The following is a 17357-nucleotide window of genomic DNA, read 5'->3' as shown; positions in this document are numbered from 1 at the left end:
CATCGCCGGGATCGGCACCGTCTGGCACGGTCTCAATTGCCGAGCGTGCCAAGTGATTTCACTGTGTGTGACGCCGCGAGATCAGCCGTACTTACCCCACCAGGTGTGCAGGTCTTCCAAGGTGACGGGGTCACCGAAGGTGTCGCTGAGCGTCAGCTTGGTCTCGTTGCTCCAGATCACGTTCGGGTGACCTTTGTATGTGCCGCAGGCGAGTTGGCCGACGGTGACGGTGGGTTGTTTGTCGTAGTGCCAGCCCTGCGGGGATTTTCCGCTGCCCGGACAGTCCAGCAGGTCGACGGCGGCGATGTCGTCCTTGAAGGCTTGCCGCAACGTGTCGACGTCGGGGAACAGTCCGTACACCGCACGGGTCGGGCCGCCCTGATTCGTGTTCTGCCCGCAGTCCAGCATCGCCAACGCACCGGTCCAGACGCTGTCGGGTTTGGGGGTGGTGGGTTTGCAGGTGCCGGCGGGGTAGCCCGCCGGCAGGCTGCTGAGCAGGCGGCTCTGCGGGTCACCGGCAGGAGTCGTGGAGGACGGCGTGCTGGATGTGGTCGAACTCGGCGTGGGCACCGGGGTGGTGGTGTCCTTGCCGTCGTTGTCGCCACCGCCGCCTTTGGTGGCCAGCCAGATGCCGATGCCGGCGGCGACCAGCACGATGACCAGCGCCGCCGCGCCGGCCACGATGGGCCAGGGGTTGCGCTTGGGAGCGGGTTGGTTGCCCTGGTTCCACCCGGGCGGGCCGCCCGGCGGCGGGCCACCCCAGCCGCTGCCTTGATAGAACTGCGGGGTCTGCGTCGGCTGACTCGGTACGGGGCCGCTGGCCCACGCCGGCTGACCCGCCGGTGCCTGACGCTGGAGCGGACCGGAACTGAGCGGGTCGCCGCCGTAACCCGGTTGCGGAGGTGATGGCCCGGCAGGGGGCGGGGTGCCGCCTGAATGGGCCAGTTGCGGCGGGGCGGCCACAGCGGTTCCGGGCAGGGTGGATTCCTGGCTGCGGCGCAGGATGTCCTCGGCGTGATCCTGGTCCGGGTCGCTGAGCGCTTTATGGGCGGCCCGCGCGAAGTCGCCGGCGCTGGCGAAGCGCTCTTCGGGTTTCTTCGCCATGCCCCGAGCGATGACCCCGTCGAACGCCTTGGGGATGCCCGCCCGGGCCGCGCTGACTTGTGGGACGGGGTCCATCAGGTGCGCGGTGACCAACGTCGTTGCGCTGTCGGCGCGGAAGGGCGGGCTGCCGGTCAGGCACTCGTACAGCACGCAGGCCAACGCGTAGATGTCGGCCCGGTAGGTCACCTCGTCGTTCGAAAAGCGTTCGGGCGCCATGTATTTCCACGTTCCGACCGCAGTGCCCAATTGGGTCAGCTTCTCGTCGGTGGTGGCGCTGGCGATCCCGAAGTCCACCAGGTACGCGAAGTCGTCGCGGGTGACCAGGACGTTGGGTGGCTTGACGTCGCGGTGCATGACGCCGGCGGCGTGTGCGGCGTCCAACGCCGACGCGATCTGGGTGATGATGGCGACCGCGCGGGGCGGGGTGAGCGGGCCGTACCGCTTGAGGACGCTGTCGAGGTCGGTGCCCTCGACCAGGCGCATCTCGAGGTACATCTGTCCGTCGATTTCGCCGTAGTCGTGGATCGGCACCACGTGCGGCTCCTGCAGGCGGCCAGCAATGCGCGCCTCGCGCTTCATCCGCTCCCGAAACACCGGGTCCTTGCTGAACTCCGCGGTCATCAGCTTGACCGCGACGGTCCACTCCTTGACGGTGTGTTCGGCCTCGTAGACCTCGCCCATCCCGCCGCGACCCAGGAGCCGTTTGAGGTGGTAAGGGCCAAACATCGACCCCACTCGCGAGTCCGGCCCCTCACTCATCGTTGACCCTCCTCATACCAACCCGAATCCGCCGACACTATCAATCGCCGCAAACTATCGCATCGAAGGCAACGACCGGGTCCAGCAACCATGACCGTAACCGTGACGGTAAGCGCTTGCCAATATGGCCGCACCATATTCGCCGGATCCGGTCCCGCACAGCAACCGACTGAGTCGACCGCGCGCCGTCGGCTGAGCAGTACCGCAGCCGCACCGTCGGGTGGCTGAATTGCGGTGCGTCGCTTGGGTGCCGGATCAGCCTTGCGCCTCGGCGGTGATCCGAAAAGTGAATTCGTGGTCACAGATGCGGATATGGTCGCCGTCGTTGAGGGTGGCCGCCGCGCGGATGCGCTGATGCTGCACATGGACACCGTTGGAAGAGCGGAGGTCGTTGATGATGTAGTTGGTCCCGGTGTCGACGATGACGGCGTGGTGGCGGCTGACGTTGGGGCTGTCCAGGACGATGTCGTTGTCACTGAGGCGCCCGATGCGCGTCGACGCCTGCGCCAGCGCGTAGCCCCTGCCGGTGGCGATGTCATGCAGGTAGGCGACGACCTTCTGGCCGGGCGCCATGGTGCGCAGGTCTAGTGCGGTGACCGTTCCGACGGCGGTGACTTTCGCGTTGTGCTTGGCATCCAACGGTTCCTGCCGCAAGATCCGTTCGTTCAGAGTGCGCAACGTGGGGCCGGGATCGATGCCCAGGTCTTCGGCCAGCGTGGTCTTGACGCGCCGATAGGCGTTCAACGCGTCGGACTGGCGGTCGGTGAGGTAGTAGGCGGTGATCAACTGCGCCCACAACGGTTCGCGGTAGGGGTGCTCGACGGTCAGCGCTTCTAGTTCGGTGATGACGCCGGACGCTCGTCCGCAGGCGATCTCGGCTTCGGCTTTGGCGGTGTGGACCAGGATCTTGTCCTCGACGAGGGCGGTGGCGAAAGAGTTGACGAATTGAAAATCGCGCAGATCATCCAGTACCGGGCCGCGCCATTCCCGCAGCGCTGCCGACAGGTGCCTGCTGGCTTCGTCGAACCGGCCGGCGGCGGCCGCGTGCGTGCCCGCATTCTTGGCCGCGATGAACCGGCCGAGGTCGCACGTTTCGTCGGCGATGCTGAGCCGGTATCCCGGCGGCGCGGCAGCCAGCACGACGCGGGGGTCAATTCCCCCGCCGCCGAGCAGCTTACGGAGATTGGACACGTAGGAGTGGATGCTGGCTCGTGCGCCCGCCGGCGGCCATTCCTCCCATAGCGCGGTGATGAGCGCATCGACCCCGACCGGTCGATTGCGGTTGATGACCAGCATGGCCAGCACCGCCCGCTGTTTGGGGGTGCCCAGGGGCACGAAGTGTCCGTCGATGGTCATTTCCAGCGGTCCGAGCAGTCCGAATTGCAGACGTTTGTCCACCATCGCGCTACTAGACATTCGGGTCCTCCGCGGCGTCGGGTGCCCAGGTGCCAGCAAAGCGTCGGCTTTGGTGCCCTGTGGTCTTTGCCATTGTCGATCATTGTGGGGGCAACCGCGCGAATTGGGTAGCAACCGTGCGGGCGGGCGTCAGTTGACGCGACTCTCAGTTGCACGCCCAGGTGTCGATGTAACCGCCACTGAGCTTGCTCAACGCGTCCTTCATGGCGGCGCTCAGGTCGGCGCCGGTGCCGCCCTTGTAGTCGTGATCTTTGGCCGCGACGGCGCCACACGCGGTGAAGGTGGTCAGCACTTTGCAGTCGGAGTACCCGCACGACTTGACGGCAGTTGCTTCGGCGGCCGCCCGGGTCGGGTAGGCGTAGGACCGGCCCCAGGATCCGTTGCCCGAGTAGGCGATTGCGCCATAGTTGTCCGCGGCATGGGCCGCGGGAGCCGGCGCGACGGCAAGCACGGTGACGCAGGCCAGGCGGGCGACGGACATCGCCAAGCGCCGGCGGGTCGTCATCGTCGTCATTGGTAAGTCCTTTCCGTGTGCCAGCTAGACCGGTTTGGTGGCGGTGACCTGCTTGCCCCAATCGGACATCGTCAGCGTCACCGAAGTGTCTGCGCTGGGGACGATCTGGATCTGGACAAGGTGCGAGGAACCGTCCGAAGCGGTCCATATGGTGGTGGGCACCGTGGTGACGCTCTGGTCGGTCAGGCGCGAACCGGCGAGCGTCGCAATGTCGTCAGCGGACGAGTCTCCGGTGATCTTGGTGGTGGCGACGCCGTTCACCTGCTGGCTGCCCGCCACGGATCCGTTCTTGAGGTTGGTGAGCAGGTTGGCCAGTCCCTTGTTGGGGTCGAGCAGGACGGACACGTTGTAAATGGAGGCGCCGTTGCCGAAGTCGGTGTAGGAGCCGGGTTGTCCGAGATCGGAGTAGAGATGGCCGTCGACGAAGACGAATTTCGCGTCCTCGCTCTTGCTGCCGACGAGCACCGTCGCGACGCCGGTGGCAACGGTCTGCGGTGTGCTGGAGATGTCGCCGTCGAGTTTGGTCACCCGAAGGTTGGCGACGTCGCCCTGCACAGTGAGGCTGACGTGCATTCCGGTGACCTTGCGCATGACGTCGGCGGCCTGCTTGAGCAACGTCGCCGCCTCGCCGCTGGTGGCGCTGGTGGTGGCGCCGGACGACTTGGTGGCCGTCGGCCCGGGGGTGCCGCAACCGCCGACGGCGACAACCACAGCAAAGGCGGCGGCCAGGCTGGTGAGGAGGGTTCGAAGCTTCATCGACATCTCCTTAGGTTGGTCGACGAATCCCGAGCTTAGTGAGCCCTCCGGTGTCGATCGGGGGCACTCCGCGACGCAATGCGGGGATCCCGATATCGGGATCCCCGCACGCTTGGTGGGATGGTCAGGTCAGCTGGCTGGCGTACTCCGGGCAGTACGCGTTGGTCGCGTTGACCACCAGGTAGGCGGCCTGCTTGGAGGTCAGATCGGTCTGGTTGAGCACCTCCGTGGCGACCTGGGTTCCGGACTTGCCGCTGGCCAATTCGCTGCAGACGTGGCGGCCATCGCGGGCGGCGGCCTCGGTTGAGGAGAACGTGACGCCGACGGCCTTCATCCGGGCGATGAACGCGTCGTCGGTGGTGCTGGCCCCAGCAGAACCGGCGGACGCGACGGCAAGGCCGATGGCGGCCGCGCCGAGTGCGGTGGTGATGGTTGCGGTGATGCGGGGAGAGAACATTGCCCTGATCCTTTGTTTTGTCGCTTGTCGGTGGACAAGCTCAGGTTCGGGCGGTTCCCTTGAACGATCCTTGAAGGATTCTTGGTGCCTGGTCCGGCGCGCTAGGCACGGGTCATCTCGTAGTAGGCGCCGCGACGGGCCAGCAGCTCGGTGTGGCTGCCCTGCTCGACGATTCTGCCGGCCTGCACCACCAGGATGCGGTCGGCCTCGTGGATTGTTGAAAGCCGGTGCGCGATAATGAAACTCGTCCGGTCCCGGCGCAATTCGCACATCGCACGCTGAATCAGTGCCTCGGTGCGGGTGTCGACCGAACTGGTGGCTTCATCGAGGATCAGCAACTGCGGGCGAGCCAGGAATGCCCGCGCGATCGTGATGAGTTGCTTCTCCCCGGCGCTGACGTTGCCGCCGTCGCCGCTGATCCGCGTCTGATACCCGGCGGGCAGGCTGTGCACGAATCGGTCGACATAGGCGGCCTTGGCGGCTTGCACGATCTCGTCGTGACTGGCGTCGGGTCGTCCGTAGGCGATGTTCTCTTCGATGGTGCCGTCGAACAGCCAAGTGTCTTGCAGCACCATGCCGATTCGGGAGCGCACCGCGTGTCTGCTCAGCGATGCGATATCGACGCCGTCGAGCAGGATGCGGCCGGAGTCGACGTCGTAGAACCGCATGAGCAGATTGACCAGCGTCGTCTTTCCCGCGCCGGTCGGGCCCACGATCGCCACCGTGCTGCCCGGTTCGGCCACCAGGGACAGGTCATGGATGACCGGGTGGTCGCGGTGATATCCGAAAGTCACGTGCACGAACTCGACGCGCCCGGCAGTCTCTCGGTCTTGCTGTGGAGCCGGCGGGGGGTCCGGTGACTCTTCGGGCTCGTCGAGCAGATCGAAGACCCGCTCGGCACTGGCCACTCCGGACTGCAAGGTGTTGTACATCCCGGCGACCTGACCCAGCGGCGTATTGAACTGGCGAACGTACTGGATGAACGCCTGGATGCTGCCGAGGGTGATCTGCCCGGTGGCCACTTGCAGTCCGCCCAGCACGGCCACCGCGACGTAGCCGAGGTTGCCGATGAACGACGTCGCCGGCGCCACCAGGCCGGAGAAGAACTGCGCGCCGAAGCTGGCGTGGTAGACGTCGTCGTTGAGTTCGCGGAACTGATCTCGCGCGGCCGCCTGGTGGCCGAAAGTCTTGACCACGGTGAAACCGCTGTACGTCTCTTCGATGTGGGCGTTGAGCCGACCGGTGCTGGCCCAGTGCGCGGCGAACAGCGGCTGGGAGCGGCGCGTGATCGCGCGCGTCACCAGCAGCGACAGCGGCACCGTCAGCACGGTGATCAGGGCGAGCAGCGGCGAGATCCACAGCATCATGGCCAGTACGGAGAACACGGTGAGAACCGCGGTGACGAGTTGGCTGATCGTCATCGACAGCGACGACTGCATGTTGTCGATGTCATTGGTGACCCGGCTGAGCAGCTCACCGCGTTGGCGCCGGTCGAACGACGACAGCGGAAGCCGGTGCAGCTTGTCCTCGACGTCGGCACGCAGCGCGGTGATGGTTCTCTGCACGGTGAGGTTGAGTAGCCGCGCCTGCGCCCAAATAAGACCTGCCGCAACGACATACAGCAGCAGCGCCAGAGCCAGCGTCCGCAGCACCCCGTCGAAGTCCACACCGCGGCCGGGCACCACATTCATCCCGGACAACAAGTCGGCGAAGGCGTTGTCGCCGCGGGCGCGAGCGGCCGCGACGGCTTGTGCCTTGGTGATGCCGGCCGGTAATTGACGGCCGACCACGCCGTTGAACAACAGGTCGGTGGCGTGGCCGAGTATCCGCGGCACGACCACCCCGATCGCGGTGCCGGTGACGCCGAGGGTGATGACGGCCAAGCTCAACCGGCGTTGCGGCGCAAGCCGTTTGACGAGCCTGGCCGCCGAACCCCGGAAATCGCGTGACCGCATGTGCGGCGGCGCCGGAGCCGCCCCGCGGGCCCGGGCGTTCATGGGGGCGCTCACCGGGCGCCTCCGACGCCTACGCCCACCGATTGTGAGGCGGCGAACTCGGCGTAGGTCGGGCACTCGGCGAGCAGCGTTTCGTGAGTGCCCGCACCGACGAGTTCGCCGTTGTCGACGACGATCACCTGATCGGCTTGCGCGGCGGTCGAAACACGTTGCGTGACAACCACGACGGTGGCGTCCCTGGCGACAGCGCGCAACGAGGCGCGCACCCGGGCGTCGGTGTGCACATCCAGCGCCGAGAACGCGTCGTCGAACAGATAGATGGGCGGCCGCCGGATGACGGCGCGGGCGATCGCCAGGCGCTGGCGCTGGCCGCCGGAGACGTTGACGCCGCCCTGGGCAATGCGCATCTGCAACCCGTGGGCCCGCACGAAGTCGTCGGCCGCAGCCACCGCCAACGCTTCCCACATCTCCTCGTCGGTGGCGTCGGGCTTGCCGTAGCGCAGGTTGTCGGCCACAGTGCCGGAGAACAAGAAGCCGCGCTGGGGGATGAGCCCGATCGCCGACCACAGCCGCTCGGTGTGGTAGTCACGGACGTCGATGCCGTCGATCAGGACGGCGCCGTCGGTGGCGTCGTAGAGGCGGCAGATCAGTGACACCAGTGTCGACTTGCCCGAGCCGGTGCTGCCCACGACCGCCGTTGTGGTGCCCGGTCGCGCAGTGAAGGAAATGTTCTGTAGCACCGGGGAATCGGCGCCGGGATAGGTGAACGTCACCGCGTGCAACTCGATGACGCCGTTGAGTCCGCCGGGGGGAAATCTTGGTTCGGCCGGGCTGGTGACCGCGGCGGGCGTGTGCAGCACTTCGGTGATGCGGTCGGCGCAGACGGAGGCGCGGGGCAGCACCACCAGCGTCATGGTCGCCATCAGCACCGCCATCAGGATCTGGGCGAAGTAGGACAGGAAGGCGATCAACGAGCCCACCTGCATCTGGCCGCGATCGATGCGCAGCCCGCCGAACCAGATCAGCGCCACGCTGGAGACGTTGATGGTCAGGGTGGTCACCGGCAGCATCAGCGCTTGCCAGTTGCCGGCGGCCAGGGCGGTGTTCGACAGCGCGGTGTTGGCGTTGGCGAACTTCTCCTGCTCGAACCGTTCCCGGGTGAAGGCGCGGACCACGCGGACACCGGAGAGTTGGTCGCGCAGCACCCGGTTGATGCCGTCGATCAGCCGCTGCATGTTGCGGAACAGGGGCAGCATGTGCGACATGACCCAGTAGTTGGCCAAGCCCATGACGGGCACGCTGACCAGCAGCAGCCAGGTGAGCGCCGCTTCTTGGTGGATGGCCATGACGACCCCGCCGACGCACATGATGGGCGCGGTGACCAAGACCGTGGCCGTCGTCTGCACCAGGAACACGATCTGGCGGACGTCGTTGGTGGTCCGGGTCAGCAAGGTCGGCGCGCCGAAGCGGGCGGTCTCCTGTTCGGAGAAGGTGATGACGTGTTCGAACATGGCGGCGCGCAGGTCGCGGCCGAAGCCGGTGCCGGTGCGCGCGCCGAAGTAGGTGGCGCCCACGGCGCAGAGCACCTGTAGTCCGGTGACCGCGAGCATCAGCACACCCAGGCGGGTGATGGTCTGGGTGTCGCCCTTGGCGACGCCTTGGTCGATGATCGCCGCGTTGACCGTGGGCAGGTAGAGCGACGCCAAGGTACTGATGAGCTGCAGCACCAACAGCACCGCGACCAGCCATCGGTATGGCCGGATGTACTGGCGCAGCAGGGCCAGGAGCATTGGGTAACTGTCGCACACCGCGGCCGGGTCAGTCGCCGGTAGCTCGGCAGGCGCGCCGGGTAGGTCCGCATGCCTGAAATGCCTGCTCAGGTGGCGTGTCGGTGGTTGAGGGGGAAGGCTGCCGCTACAGTGCATCGTGTGACCAGCAATGGAAGAGGTAGCGGTGCGGCGTAGTGTGACGACGCTGGCTGTGGCGGTGTCGGCGTTGGTGGCGTTCAGCCCGGCCGTCGCAGGGTGCTCCAATTCCGGCGACAACAAGCCCGGGGCGACTGCTTCGTCGACGGCTGGCGGCTCAGAGGGCCGGCACGGGCCGATGTTCCCGCAGTGCGGTGGTGTCAGCGACGAGACGGTCACGCAGCTGACCAGGATCACCGGGCTGATCAATACGGCCAAGAACTCGGTCGGTTGCCAGTGGCTGGCCGGCGGGGGCATCTTGGGCCCGCACTTCTCCTTCTCTTGGTATCGCGGCAGTCCGATAGGCCGCGAACGTAAGACCGAGGAGCTGTCGCGGGCGAGTGTCGAGGACATCAACATCAACGGTCATGGTGGTTTCATCGCCGTCGGCAACGAGCCCACCTTGGGTGATTCGCTGTGTGAGGTCGGGATTCAGTTGCAGGACGACTTCATTGAATGGTCGATCAGCTTCAGTCAGAAGCCGTTCCCGCCGCCGTGCGATATCGCCAAAGAATTGGCCCGTCAATCGATTGCGAATTCAAAATGAGGCGCGAAACAGGGCGGCCCGTTCTGGTCGCGATCGCCGCATTGATGGCAGTGCTGGTGATGTTGACCGGTTGTTCGAGGTCGGTTTCCGGCACCGCGGTCAAGGCCGGTGGGGGCGGTGTCCCGCGCAATGACAATTCCGAGAAGCAGTATCCCAACCTGCTCAAGGAATGTGAGGTGTTGACCACCGACGTGCTGGCCAAGACCGTCGGCGCCGACCCGCAGGACATTCAAAGCACCTTCGTCGGCGCGATTTGCCGGTGGCAAGCGGCGAACCCGGCCGGTCTGATCGACATCAGCCGGTTCTGGTTCGAACAGGGCAGCCTCGGCAACGAGCGCAAGGTGGCTGAGAACCTGAAGTATCAGGTGGAGAACCGCCAGATTCAGGGCATCGACTCGATCGTGATGCGGCCGAACGATCCCAACGGGTCCTGCGGCGTCGCCAGCGATGCGGCGGGCGTGGTCGGCTGGTGGGTCAACCCTCAGGCGCCCGGTATCGACGCGTGTGGGCAGGCGATCAAGTTGATGGAATTGACGCTGGCCACCAACGCCTAGCGCGGCACGTGAAAGTCGATGAGCGCCGCACCGTCGGGCTCAACGTCTTGCCAGCGCCCCGGCACGCGTAACACCGCAAGGCCCGATGTCGGGAACTTCTGCGATATCCGTTCTGCCGCTTCCAGGTTCGACCCGTCGCGGCCGCACAGGATGAGCGCCAGGGAGGATGTGGTCGGCTCGTGTCCGACGACGAGCAATGTTGACACGTCGTCGGCGACTTGGTTGATCTCTTCGATCACGAGACCAGGGGTCGCGCCGTAGAGTCGGTCGGTATAGCGCACCGGAGCCTGAATGCCGGTGCGCGCCAGCGTCTCCCGGGTGCGGGTGGCGGTGGAGCACAGCACGCCGTCGATCGGCGGCAGGTTGACGCGCAGCCACTCGCCGGCCAGGCCGGCCTCCCGGATCCCTCGCCCTGCCAACGGTCGGGCATGGTCCCCAACGCCGTCCGGGTATGCCGACTTGGCATGCCTCATCAGCACGAGAGTCCGGTGCTCTTCCATCGGCCCCACGTTAATCCACGGTGCAACCGCGGCCGTTATGTCGCATCCTCATCGTCGTCTCCGTCCATCAAGAGTTTCTCGGGGTGGCGCCTCTCTGTGTCAATGGTGTGGTGGTTCGGTTATATGGTGGTTGTTAGCTGGCCCGGTTGAGTGACTTAGTCCGAAGCGTCGGTGTTGGGGTTTTAGCCGGCCGCGCGGGACTTCTGAGCCGCCCCCATGTGTCCCGCCGGGTCAGCCCTGAATCTGGGAGCTTCGCGCTGTAATTGGCGGTAGACAACGTCAGATAGGCGCCGTTTGAGGCAGCGCATGGCTTCTTTGCGGCTTTTTCCTTCCGAACGTTTGCGCAGGTAGTAGGTCTTGCCTGGGGATGGGCGCCGGATCTGGGTCAACGCCATGACGTGCAGGCAGTAGTTGAGCTGGCGGTCGCCTGCCCGGGATAGCCGGTGGCGGACCACATCGCCGGAGGAGGCTTCGATGGGAGCGGTGCCGGTGTAGCTGGCGAAGGCGGCCGCCGAGCGGAAACGGGTAATGTCTCCAACCCGCGCGAGGATTTTGCCTGCGGTGAGGGCTCCGATGCCTGCTAGTTGAGTCAGGTTGGTGCCGGTGGCGGTGACTGCGCCATCAATGTCATTGGTGGCTTTGGTGATCCGGCGATCGAGCTGACGCACCTCGCTGATCAGATCGAGCGCCAGGTTACGCAACGCTTTCGAGGCGGGGTGGCGAGGTCGAGCAGCGCGCAGGAGTCCAGCAGCCTGGTCTGCGGTCAGGTTGCGCCCGGCGCCGGCGAGAACCAGCTTTGTCAGTACGACGTGGAGTCGGTTGATGGTCTGAGTGCGAACCTTGACCAGGTCATCGCGATGCTCGACGATCGCACGCAGTGCCGTGGTCTCCGCGGTGTTCTGGGCGCTGTTGAGCGCGTGCGATGTGAGCGCCGCGATACCCACTGATAGTGCGTCGGCATTGTCATTTTTGCGGCCGTGGCCGCTCGACAGCAGCCGGACCCGTGCAGCGAGCTTGGCTGGCACGTCAAGGACCTCGATGCCCTCTGCGTGCAGCCGCGTGGTCAGCGGCGCCCCGAGACCAGGGGCTCCTTCGATAGCCCAGTCTGCGTGGGGCCATCGACGAGCAAAACGCCGCAGCGTCCGGTAACCATCGCGGCTAACTGGGACGCGAATGGTGGCCAAAGGAACCAAAGCGGCATCGACAGCGGCAGCGGTCCATGACCCCTTGTGAGGATCAACGGCAATCACTACCCGGCGGAGGTGAGTATTTGTCGTCACCGAAAGAGCACCAACCCTTCTTCATGAACTCAATTTGGAAGCAAGGAGGGCACACCAACTTTCGGCTACGCAGGCCTCTCTTCAGCCACTCCTTGCCTGAGGCGGTGGTGACCGGCCGGCAAGCCACCCCGGAGTCAGCCAGCAGGCGACAGTGGAAGGTCGAGCCTTGACCGGTCATCACCTAGGAATCATGGCTGCAGACCTGATTCCCTGCACGCATTAGACAAGTTGGTGGTAGGTGTTGGTGCGGGGTTGGCCGTGGTCCAGGTGTGGTGGGGGGATCCATTCGGTGTCGCCTTGGGTGTTGGTGCGGGTGGTGTAGCCCTGTTCGGCGAGGGGGTGGTGGCCGCCGCAGGCCAGGGTGAGTTGGTTGATGTCGGTGGTGCGGGTCTGGGCGTAGGGGATGACGTGGTGGACTTCGCAGTAGTAGCCGGTGACGTCGCAGCCGGGTGCGGTGCAGCCGCGGTCTTTGGCGTACAGCACGATGCGCTGGGCGGGGGAGGCTAGGCGTTTGGTGTGATACAGCGCCAGGGCGTTGCCGCGGTCGAAGATGGCCAGGTAGTGATGGGCGTGGCGGGACATCCGGATGACGTCGGACATGGGCAGCAGGGTGCCCCCGCCGGTCAAGCCTTTGCCCGCGGCGGCTTCGAGGTCTTTCAGGGTGGTGGTGACGATGATGGAGGCGGGTAGGCCGTTGTGCTGGCCGAGCTCACCGCTGCACAGCAGCGCCCGGCACGCCGCCAGCATCCCGTCGTGGTTGCGTTGGGCGGCCGAGCGCAGATCGTGGCGGACCGCGTCTTCCGACGGCGTCCCCCCGACACACGGGGTGTCGTCGTCGGGGTTGCACATGCCCGGTGCGGCCAGCTTGGCCAGTACCGCTTCTAGGGTGGCGCGGGCTTCGGGGGTCAGGTAGCCGGTCAGCCGCGACATGCCGTCGACGTCCTGCTTACCTAGGCTCAGCCCGCGCCGGCGGGCGCGGTCGTCGTCGGTGTAATTCCCGTCGGGATGTAGGCAGTCCATCAACCGCTCGGCGAGTTTGGCCAACTGGTCTGGCCGATACTGGGCCGCCAACTTCGCGAGATGTTCTTCGGCTTTCTCCTGGGTCTCGATGTCCACGTGGGCGGGCAGGTGTTTGACGAAGTCGCGGATGACCCGCACGTGTCCGTCGCCGATGTGGCCGGCGCGTTGGGCTTGGGCGGTGGCGCTGAGGTAGGGCGCCAGGGTTTGTCCGGTCAGGGTGTGGCGCTCGCCGAGGTCGGCGGCTTCTGCCAGGCGGCGGTTGGCTTCGGCGCGGGTGAGGTGCAGTCGGTTGGCCAAGACCGAGGGCAGTCGGCCGCCCAGCTGGGCTGGATCGGCTTGTTCGGCAAGCAGATTGAGCACCGCGTGCTGTGCTGCGGGCAGTCGGCGCGCGACTCGCTCCAGGCGCAGCGCCACCCGCATCAACTCCGGAATCGTCAGCTCCGCACACGACAGGTCCAGCAGGTCGTCGGTGACAGCATCGAGCCGGTCCAGCACCCCGACCACACTCTCCCGATCCGAACGCATGTTCGAACCATACGTCGCACCACCGACAAAATACGCCGCCTTGAGGCCAGAGTGATCGCTGTTTCAAAGGTGACTTAAGGGATTGTCCCACTCGTAGACGTGCCGGGTCAGGTCCCCGGAGTTGTCGGTGCCCCCTTTTATGCTCGCGTTGCCTTGAAAGACACGACGTTTCGGAAAGGGGGTCACCGGCGTGAAATTCCTGCATACCGCCGATTGGCAACTGGGCATGACCCGACACTTCCTTGCCGGTGACGCCCAGCCTCGCTATTCGGCGGCTCGCCGTGACGCAGTCGCAGCGTTGGGAGCGGTGGCAGCAGAGGTGGGCGCGGAATTCGTCGTCGTCTCGGGCGACGTGTTCGAGCACAACCAGCTCGCGCCGCAGGTCATCGGTCAGTCGCTAGAAGCCATGCGCGCCATCGGCATACCGGTATATCTGTTGCCCGGCAACCATGACCCGCTGGACGCTTCGTCGGTCTACACCTGCCCTTTGTTCACAGCCGAGCGCCCCGACAACGTTGTGGTGCTCGACCGCGCCGGCATACACGAGGTTCGGCCGGGACTGGAAATCGTCGCGGCGCCGTGGCGGTCCAAGGCGCCCACCGCCGATCTGGTCGCCGAAGTATTGAAAGACCTGGGCGCAGACGATGTCACTCGAGTGCTCGTCGCGCACGGTGGCGTCGATGTGCTCGACCCAGACCCGGACAAGCCGTCGCTCATCGGCCTGGCATCCGTCGACGCGGCCATAGCAGCCGGTGCGATTCACTATGTAGCGCTAGGAGATAAGCACTCACTCACCCAGGTCGGAAACAGCGGCCGCATCTGGTATGCCGGCTCGCCGGAAGTCACCAATTTCGACGACATCGAGTCCGATCCGGGTCACGTCCTGGTGGTCGACATCGACGAGAGCGACCCCCGGCGCCCAACAACCGTCGAAGCCCGCCATATCGGCCGCTGGCGCTTCCTCACCCTGCACCGGCACGTGGAAACCAACCGTGAAATCGCCGACCTGGACATGAATCTGGATCAACTGACGGATAAAGAACGCACCGTCGTGCGGCTCGCGCTGACCGGTACCTTGACGGTCACCGACCGCGCCGCTCTCGACGCGTGCCTGGACAGGTACGCGCGACTATTCGCCTGGCTCGGCATCTGGGAGCGCCACACCGACTTGGCGGTCATGCCCGCGGACGGCGAATTCAGCGACCTCGGCCTGGGTGGCTTCGCCGCCGCCGCGGTCGACGAATTGGTCGAAACGGCGCGTACCGGCGACGCCGAGTCGGCGCTCAACGCGCAAGCCGCGCTGGCTCTTCTGCTGCGACTCTCCGATCGGGGCGTGGCATGAAACTGCACCGGCTCACCCTGAGCAATTACCGCGGCGTCGCACACCGGGATATCCAGTTCCCCGAACAAGGCGTAGTCGTTGTGTGCGGCGCCAACGAGATCGGCAAGTCGTCCATGATCGAGGCTCTAGACCTCCTGCTGGAATTCAAGGACCGGTCGACCAAGAAGGAAGTCAAGCAGGTCAAGCCGACCAACGCCGATGCCGGCTCCGAAGTAACCGCCGAAATCAGCACCGGCCCTTATCGTTTCCTCTATCGCAAGCGTTTCCACAAGAAGTGTGAGACGGCGTTGACGGTGCTGGCTCCGCGCCGTGAGCAGTTGACCGGCGACGAAGCCCACGAACGGGTCCGCGCGATGCTCGCCGAGACGGTGGACGCCGAACTGTGGCGCGCTCAACGGGTACTGCAGGCGGCGTCCACCGCCGCCGTCGACCTTTCCTGCTGCGATGCCTTGTCACGAGCACTCGACATCGCTGCCGGTGACAATGCCACGCTCTCGGGCACCGAGCCGTTGCTCATCGAGCGCATCGACGGTGAGTACGCGCGCTACTTCACGGCCACTGGGCGCCCGACAGGGGAATGGGCCGCCGCGATCAACCGACTGACCGCCGCCGAAAAGGCGGTGGCCGAGTGCGCGGCGGCCGTCGCTGAAGTCGACGATCGCATTGGTCGGCACGCCGATCTCACCCAGCAGGTGGCCAGCCTGTCCCAGCAACTGCGTGAGGCCACTCCGCGGCTTGCCGCCGCACAAGCAGCGGCAGCCCACATCGACGCACTCAACAAGCAACTGCACGAAGCGAAACTCATCGCTGCCGCCGCGGCCGCAACCAGTGCCACCTCGCAGACCGCAATGTCCACGCGCGAAGCGTTACGCACCGAAATCCACGCCGGCGCAACCACTCTCGCCGCCGTGGAGCAAGAAGCCCAACAAGCCGCGGCCGAACTGGCCACCGCAAGGACCGAAGCCCAAGCATGCGAGGCCGCCGTCGAGCAAGCCGAGCGTCGCTTGACCGTCGCCCAACAGTGCGCCGAATCAGCCCGGCGCATTCTGGACCAGGTGGCCGCCCGCGACGAAGCTGGCCGATTGAGCACCCGGCTAGCCAGAATCGACGAGATCCAGCGACGCCGCGAAGAAGTGGACGCAGAACTATCCGCCAACTCCCTCACCGACGACCTGCTCCGTCGCATTGAAGACGCCGCCGCTGCCGTGGATCGCACCGGCTGCCAGCTTCAGTTGCTTTCCGCGGTAGTGGAGTTCACCGCTGAAGCTGACCTCGAACTGGCCGTTGGCGACGACTGCGTATCGGTGCCGGCCGGGCAAACCTGGTCCGCCCCGGCTACCGGTCCCACCGAGGTGCGAATCCCCGGCATCCTGACTGCCCGCATCACACCAGGCGCCACGGCGCTCGACATCCAAACCGAACACGTTGCCGCACAAGAACAACTGCAGCGCGTTCTCATGGCCGCCGCCGTTGCGAATCTCCCCGCAGCGCGATCGCTGAATCAGCGGCGCCGGGAATTAACAAGCACTCGTGACCAGCTGGCCGCCACCCTGGCGGGCGTATGCGGCGACGAGCAAGTCGGCCAACTCAAAGCCAAACTCGCGCAACTACAGGCCGCACACTCCACGGAATCGATCACCACCGACGCTGCCACCGCCCGCGCCGAACTCGATGCGGCCGAGACGGCTCGCAAAGCCGCACAGACAAATTGCGAGACCACGCGGCACAGCGCGGCGGCGGCCAGTCAGCGACTTGCCGAAACAACAACCAAGTCAACGGTTCTGCAGAACACAGTACTTACGCAGCGCACCGCGGTGGAGGCGGCGAAAGCGCGATTAGCTCAAGAACAGGCCGCGCTCAGCGACGAGGAGCTGGCACGCAAGGCCGACGCCGAATTACAGGCGGTGCAGCACGCCGAACGCCGGGTAGCAGAACTGACCGCAGCCCTGAACGCCCGAGAACCCCAGGCGATAACAGCCGAACTCACCGAAGCGACCAAAGTGGCTCAGGCGCTGGGCGATCGACACGACGCCGCCGTGCGCGCGCTGCGCGAGGTCAGTATCGAACTGTCGGTGATCGGCAGCGAAGGCCGCAAAGGCAAACTCGACGCCGCCGAAACCGAACGCGAACACGCGCTCAGCCACCACGCCAGCGTCGGGCGCAGAGCGCACGCCGCCCAATTGCTGCGAACGGTGATGGGGCGCCACCGCGACACCACACGTCAGCGTTACGTCGAGCCCTACCGCGCCGAACTGCAACGGCTCGGCCGCCCGGTGTTCGGGCCCACCTTCGAAATCGACGTCGACAGCGACCTACGCATCTGCAGCCGCACCATAGACAACGTCACGGTGCCATACGAATCCCTGTCCGGTGGAGCCAAAGAACAACTGGGCATTCTGGCGCGACTGGCTTGCGCGGCCCTCGTCGCCAAGGAGGACACCGTGCCGGTGCTGGTCGACGACGCACTGGGCTTCACCGACCCTGACCGGTTGGCCAAGATGGGTGAAGTGTTCGACACCATTGCGGCACATGGGCAGGTGATTGTGCTGACCTGCAGTCCGTCCCGCTACGACGGTGTGAAGGGGGCGCAGCGAATCGACTTGACCTCCTAAACAACACCGCGTCACCCACCGAGGGTGCCGGCGCGAAACCGCCTGGGCAGAA

General features: G+C 65.8%; 14 protein-coding genes. 4 read left to right on the top strand and 10 right to left on the bottom strand.

What is annotated here, in order from left to right:
• Positions 1 to 81: 81 nt before the first annotated feature.
• The 7 genes from I2456_RS19645 to I2456_RS19615 all read right to left on the bottom strand — a co-directional run bounded on the left by I2456_RS19645 (position 82) and on the right by I2456_RS19615 (position 8751).
• Positions 82 to 1863 (bottom strand): serine/threonine-protein kinase, encoded by a 1782-nt coding sequence (locus tag I2456_RS19645; RefSeq protein WP_085073628.1) that lies wholly within the window; start codon positions 1861 to 1863, stop codon positions 82 to 84.
• A 255-nt stretch (positions 1864 to 2118) separates the two neighbouring features.
• Complete coding sequence (gene embR / locus I2456_RS19640; RefSeq protein ID WP_068028116.1) at positions 2119 to 3279, bottom strand: ATPase/transcriptional regulator EmbR; 1161 nt, start codon at positions 3277 to 3279, stop codon at positions 2119 to 2121.
• A 145-nt stretch (positions 3280 to 3424) separates the two neighbouring features.
• Positions 3425 to 3793 carry a DUF4189 domain-containing protein gene (locus I2456_RS19635; protein ID WP_068028120.1) on the bottom strand — a complete coding sequence of 123 codons (369 nt, stop codon included), beginning with the start codon at positions 3791 to 3793 and terminating at the stop codon, positions 3425 to 3427.
• Positions 3794 to 3817: 24 nt separating this feature from the next.
• Entirely contained in the window at positions 3818 to 4549 is a 732-nt protein-coding gene (locus I2456_RS19630; RefSeq protein WP_241007764.1) for an LppX_LprAFG lipoprotein, read from the bottom strand.
• Positions 4550 to 4673: 124 nt separating this feature from the next.
• Positions 4674 to 5006, bottom strand: a complete 333-nt coding sequence (locus I2456_RS19625) for a DUF732 domain-containing protein (protein ID WP_068028124.1) — start codon at positions 5004 to 5006, stop codon at positions 4674 to 4676.
• 101 nt (positions 5007 to 5107) lie between these two features.
• A complete protein-coding gene (locus I2456_RS19620; RefSeq protein WP_085073629.1) occupies positions 5108 to 7015 on the bottom strand; it encodes an ABC transporter ATP-binding protein in 1908 nt (635 codons plus the stop codon).
• Positions 7012 to 8751: an ABC transporter ATP-binding protein gene (locus I2456_RS19615; protein ID WP_085073630.1), complete on the bottom strand. Its 1740-nt coding sequence runs from the start codon at positions 8749 to 8751 to the stop codon at positions 7012 to 7014. Before I2456_RS19615 ends, I2456_RS19620 begins: the two co-directional genes overlap by 4 nt.
• 148 nt (positions 8752 to 8899) lie before the next feature.
• On the opposite strand from I2456_RS19615, the gene I2456_RS19610 reads away from it, so the two are divergent.
• Together I2456_RS19610 and I2456_RS19605 are read left to right on the top strand one after the other, a co-directional pair.
• A complete protein-coding gene (locus I2456_RS19610; protein WP_276052598.1) occupies positions 8900 to 9472 on the top strand; it encodes a DUF3558 domain-containing protein in 573 nt (190 codons plus the stop codon).
• Positions 9469 to 10026 (top strand): DUF3558 domain-containing protein, encoded by a 558-nt coding sequence (locus tag I2456_RS19605; RefSeq protein ID WP_085073631.1) that lies wholly within the window; start codon positions 9469 to 9471, stop codon positions 10024 to 10026. Before I2456_RS19610 ends, I2456_RS19605 begins: the two co-directional genes overlap by 4 nt.
• Here the strand turns inward: I2456_RS19605 and I2456_RS19600 are convergent.
• The 3 genes from I2456_RS19600 to I2456_RS19590 all read right to left on the bottom strand — a co-directional run bounded on the left by I2456_RS19600 (position 10023) and on the right by I2456_RS19590 (position 13351).
• The gene (locus tag I2456_RS19600; RefSeq protein WP_085073632.1) at positions 10023 to 10526 is read right to left on the bottom strand and encodes a SixA phosphatase family protein; all 504 of its coding nucleotides are present in this window, start codon (positions 10524 to 10526) and stop codon (positions 10023 to 10025) included. The two genes, I2456_RS19605 and I2456_RS19600, sit on opposite strands and share 4 nt — an antisense overlap.
• A gap of 182 nt (positions 10527 to 10708) precedes the next feature.
• Positions 10709 to 11776, bottom strand: coding sequence for an IS110 family RNA-guided transposase (locus I2456_RS19595; RefSeq protein WP_241007953.1), 1068 nt, complete (start codon positions 11774 to 11776; stop codon positions 10709 to 10711).
• 249 nt (positions 11777 to 12025) lie between these two features.
• The gene (locus tag I2456_RS19590) at positions 12026 to 13351 is read right to left on the bottom strand and encodes an HNH endonuclease signature motif containing protein (RefSeq protein WP_085074878.1); all 1326 of its coding nucleotides are present in this window, start codon (positions 13349 to 13351) and stop codon (positions 12026 to 12028) included.
• A gap of 190 nt (positions 13352 to 13541) precedes the next feature.
• On the opposite strand from I2456_RS19590, the gene I2456_RS19585 reads away from it, so the two are divergent.
• Both I2456_RS19585 and I2456_RS19580 read left to right on the top strand, forming a co-directional pair.
• On the top strand, positions 13542 to 14693 hold the full coding sequence (locus I2456_RS19585) for a metallophosphoesterase family protein (protein ID WP_085074877.1): 1152 nt from the start codon (positions 13542 to 13544) through the stop codon (positions 14691 to 14693).
• Complete coding sequence (locus I2456_RS19580; RefSeq protein WP_085074876.1) at positions 14690 to 17305, top strand: AAA family ATPase; 2616 nt, start codon at positions 14690 to 14692, stop codon at positions 17303 to 17305. The genes I2456_RS19585 and I2456_RS19580 overlap by 4 nt, the downstream gene beginning before the upstream one ends.
• The last annotated feature ends 52 nt before the right edge of the window (positions 17306 to 17357 follow it).

It is taken from the genome of Mycobacterium kubicae (genome assembly GCF_015689175.1).
GTDB classification, from domain to species: Bacteria; Actinomycetota; Actinomycetes; order Mycobacteriales; family Mycobacteriaceae; genus Mycobacterium; species Mycobacterium kubicae.
Note: the sequence above shows the minus strand (reverse complement) of the source record. Positions and strands in the feature narration are given on the sequence as shown.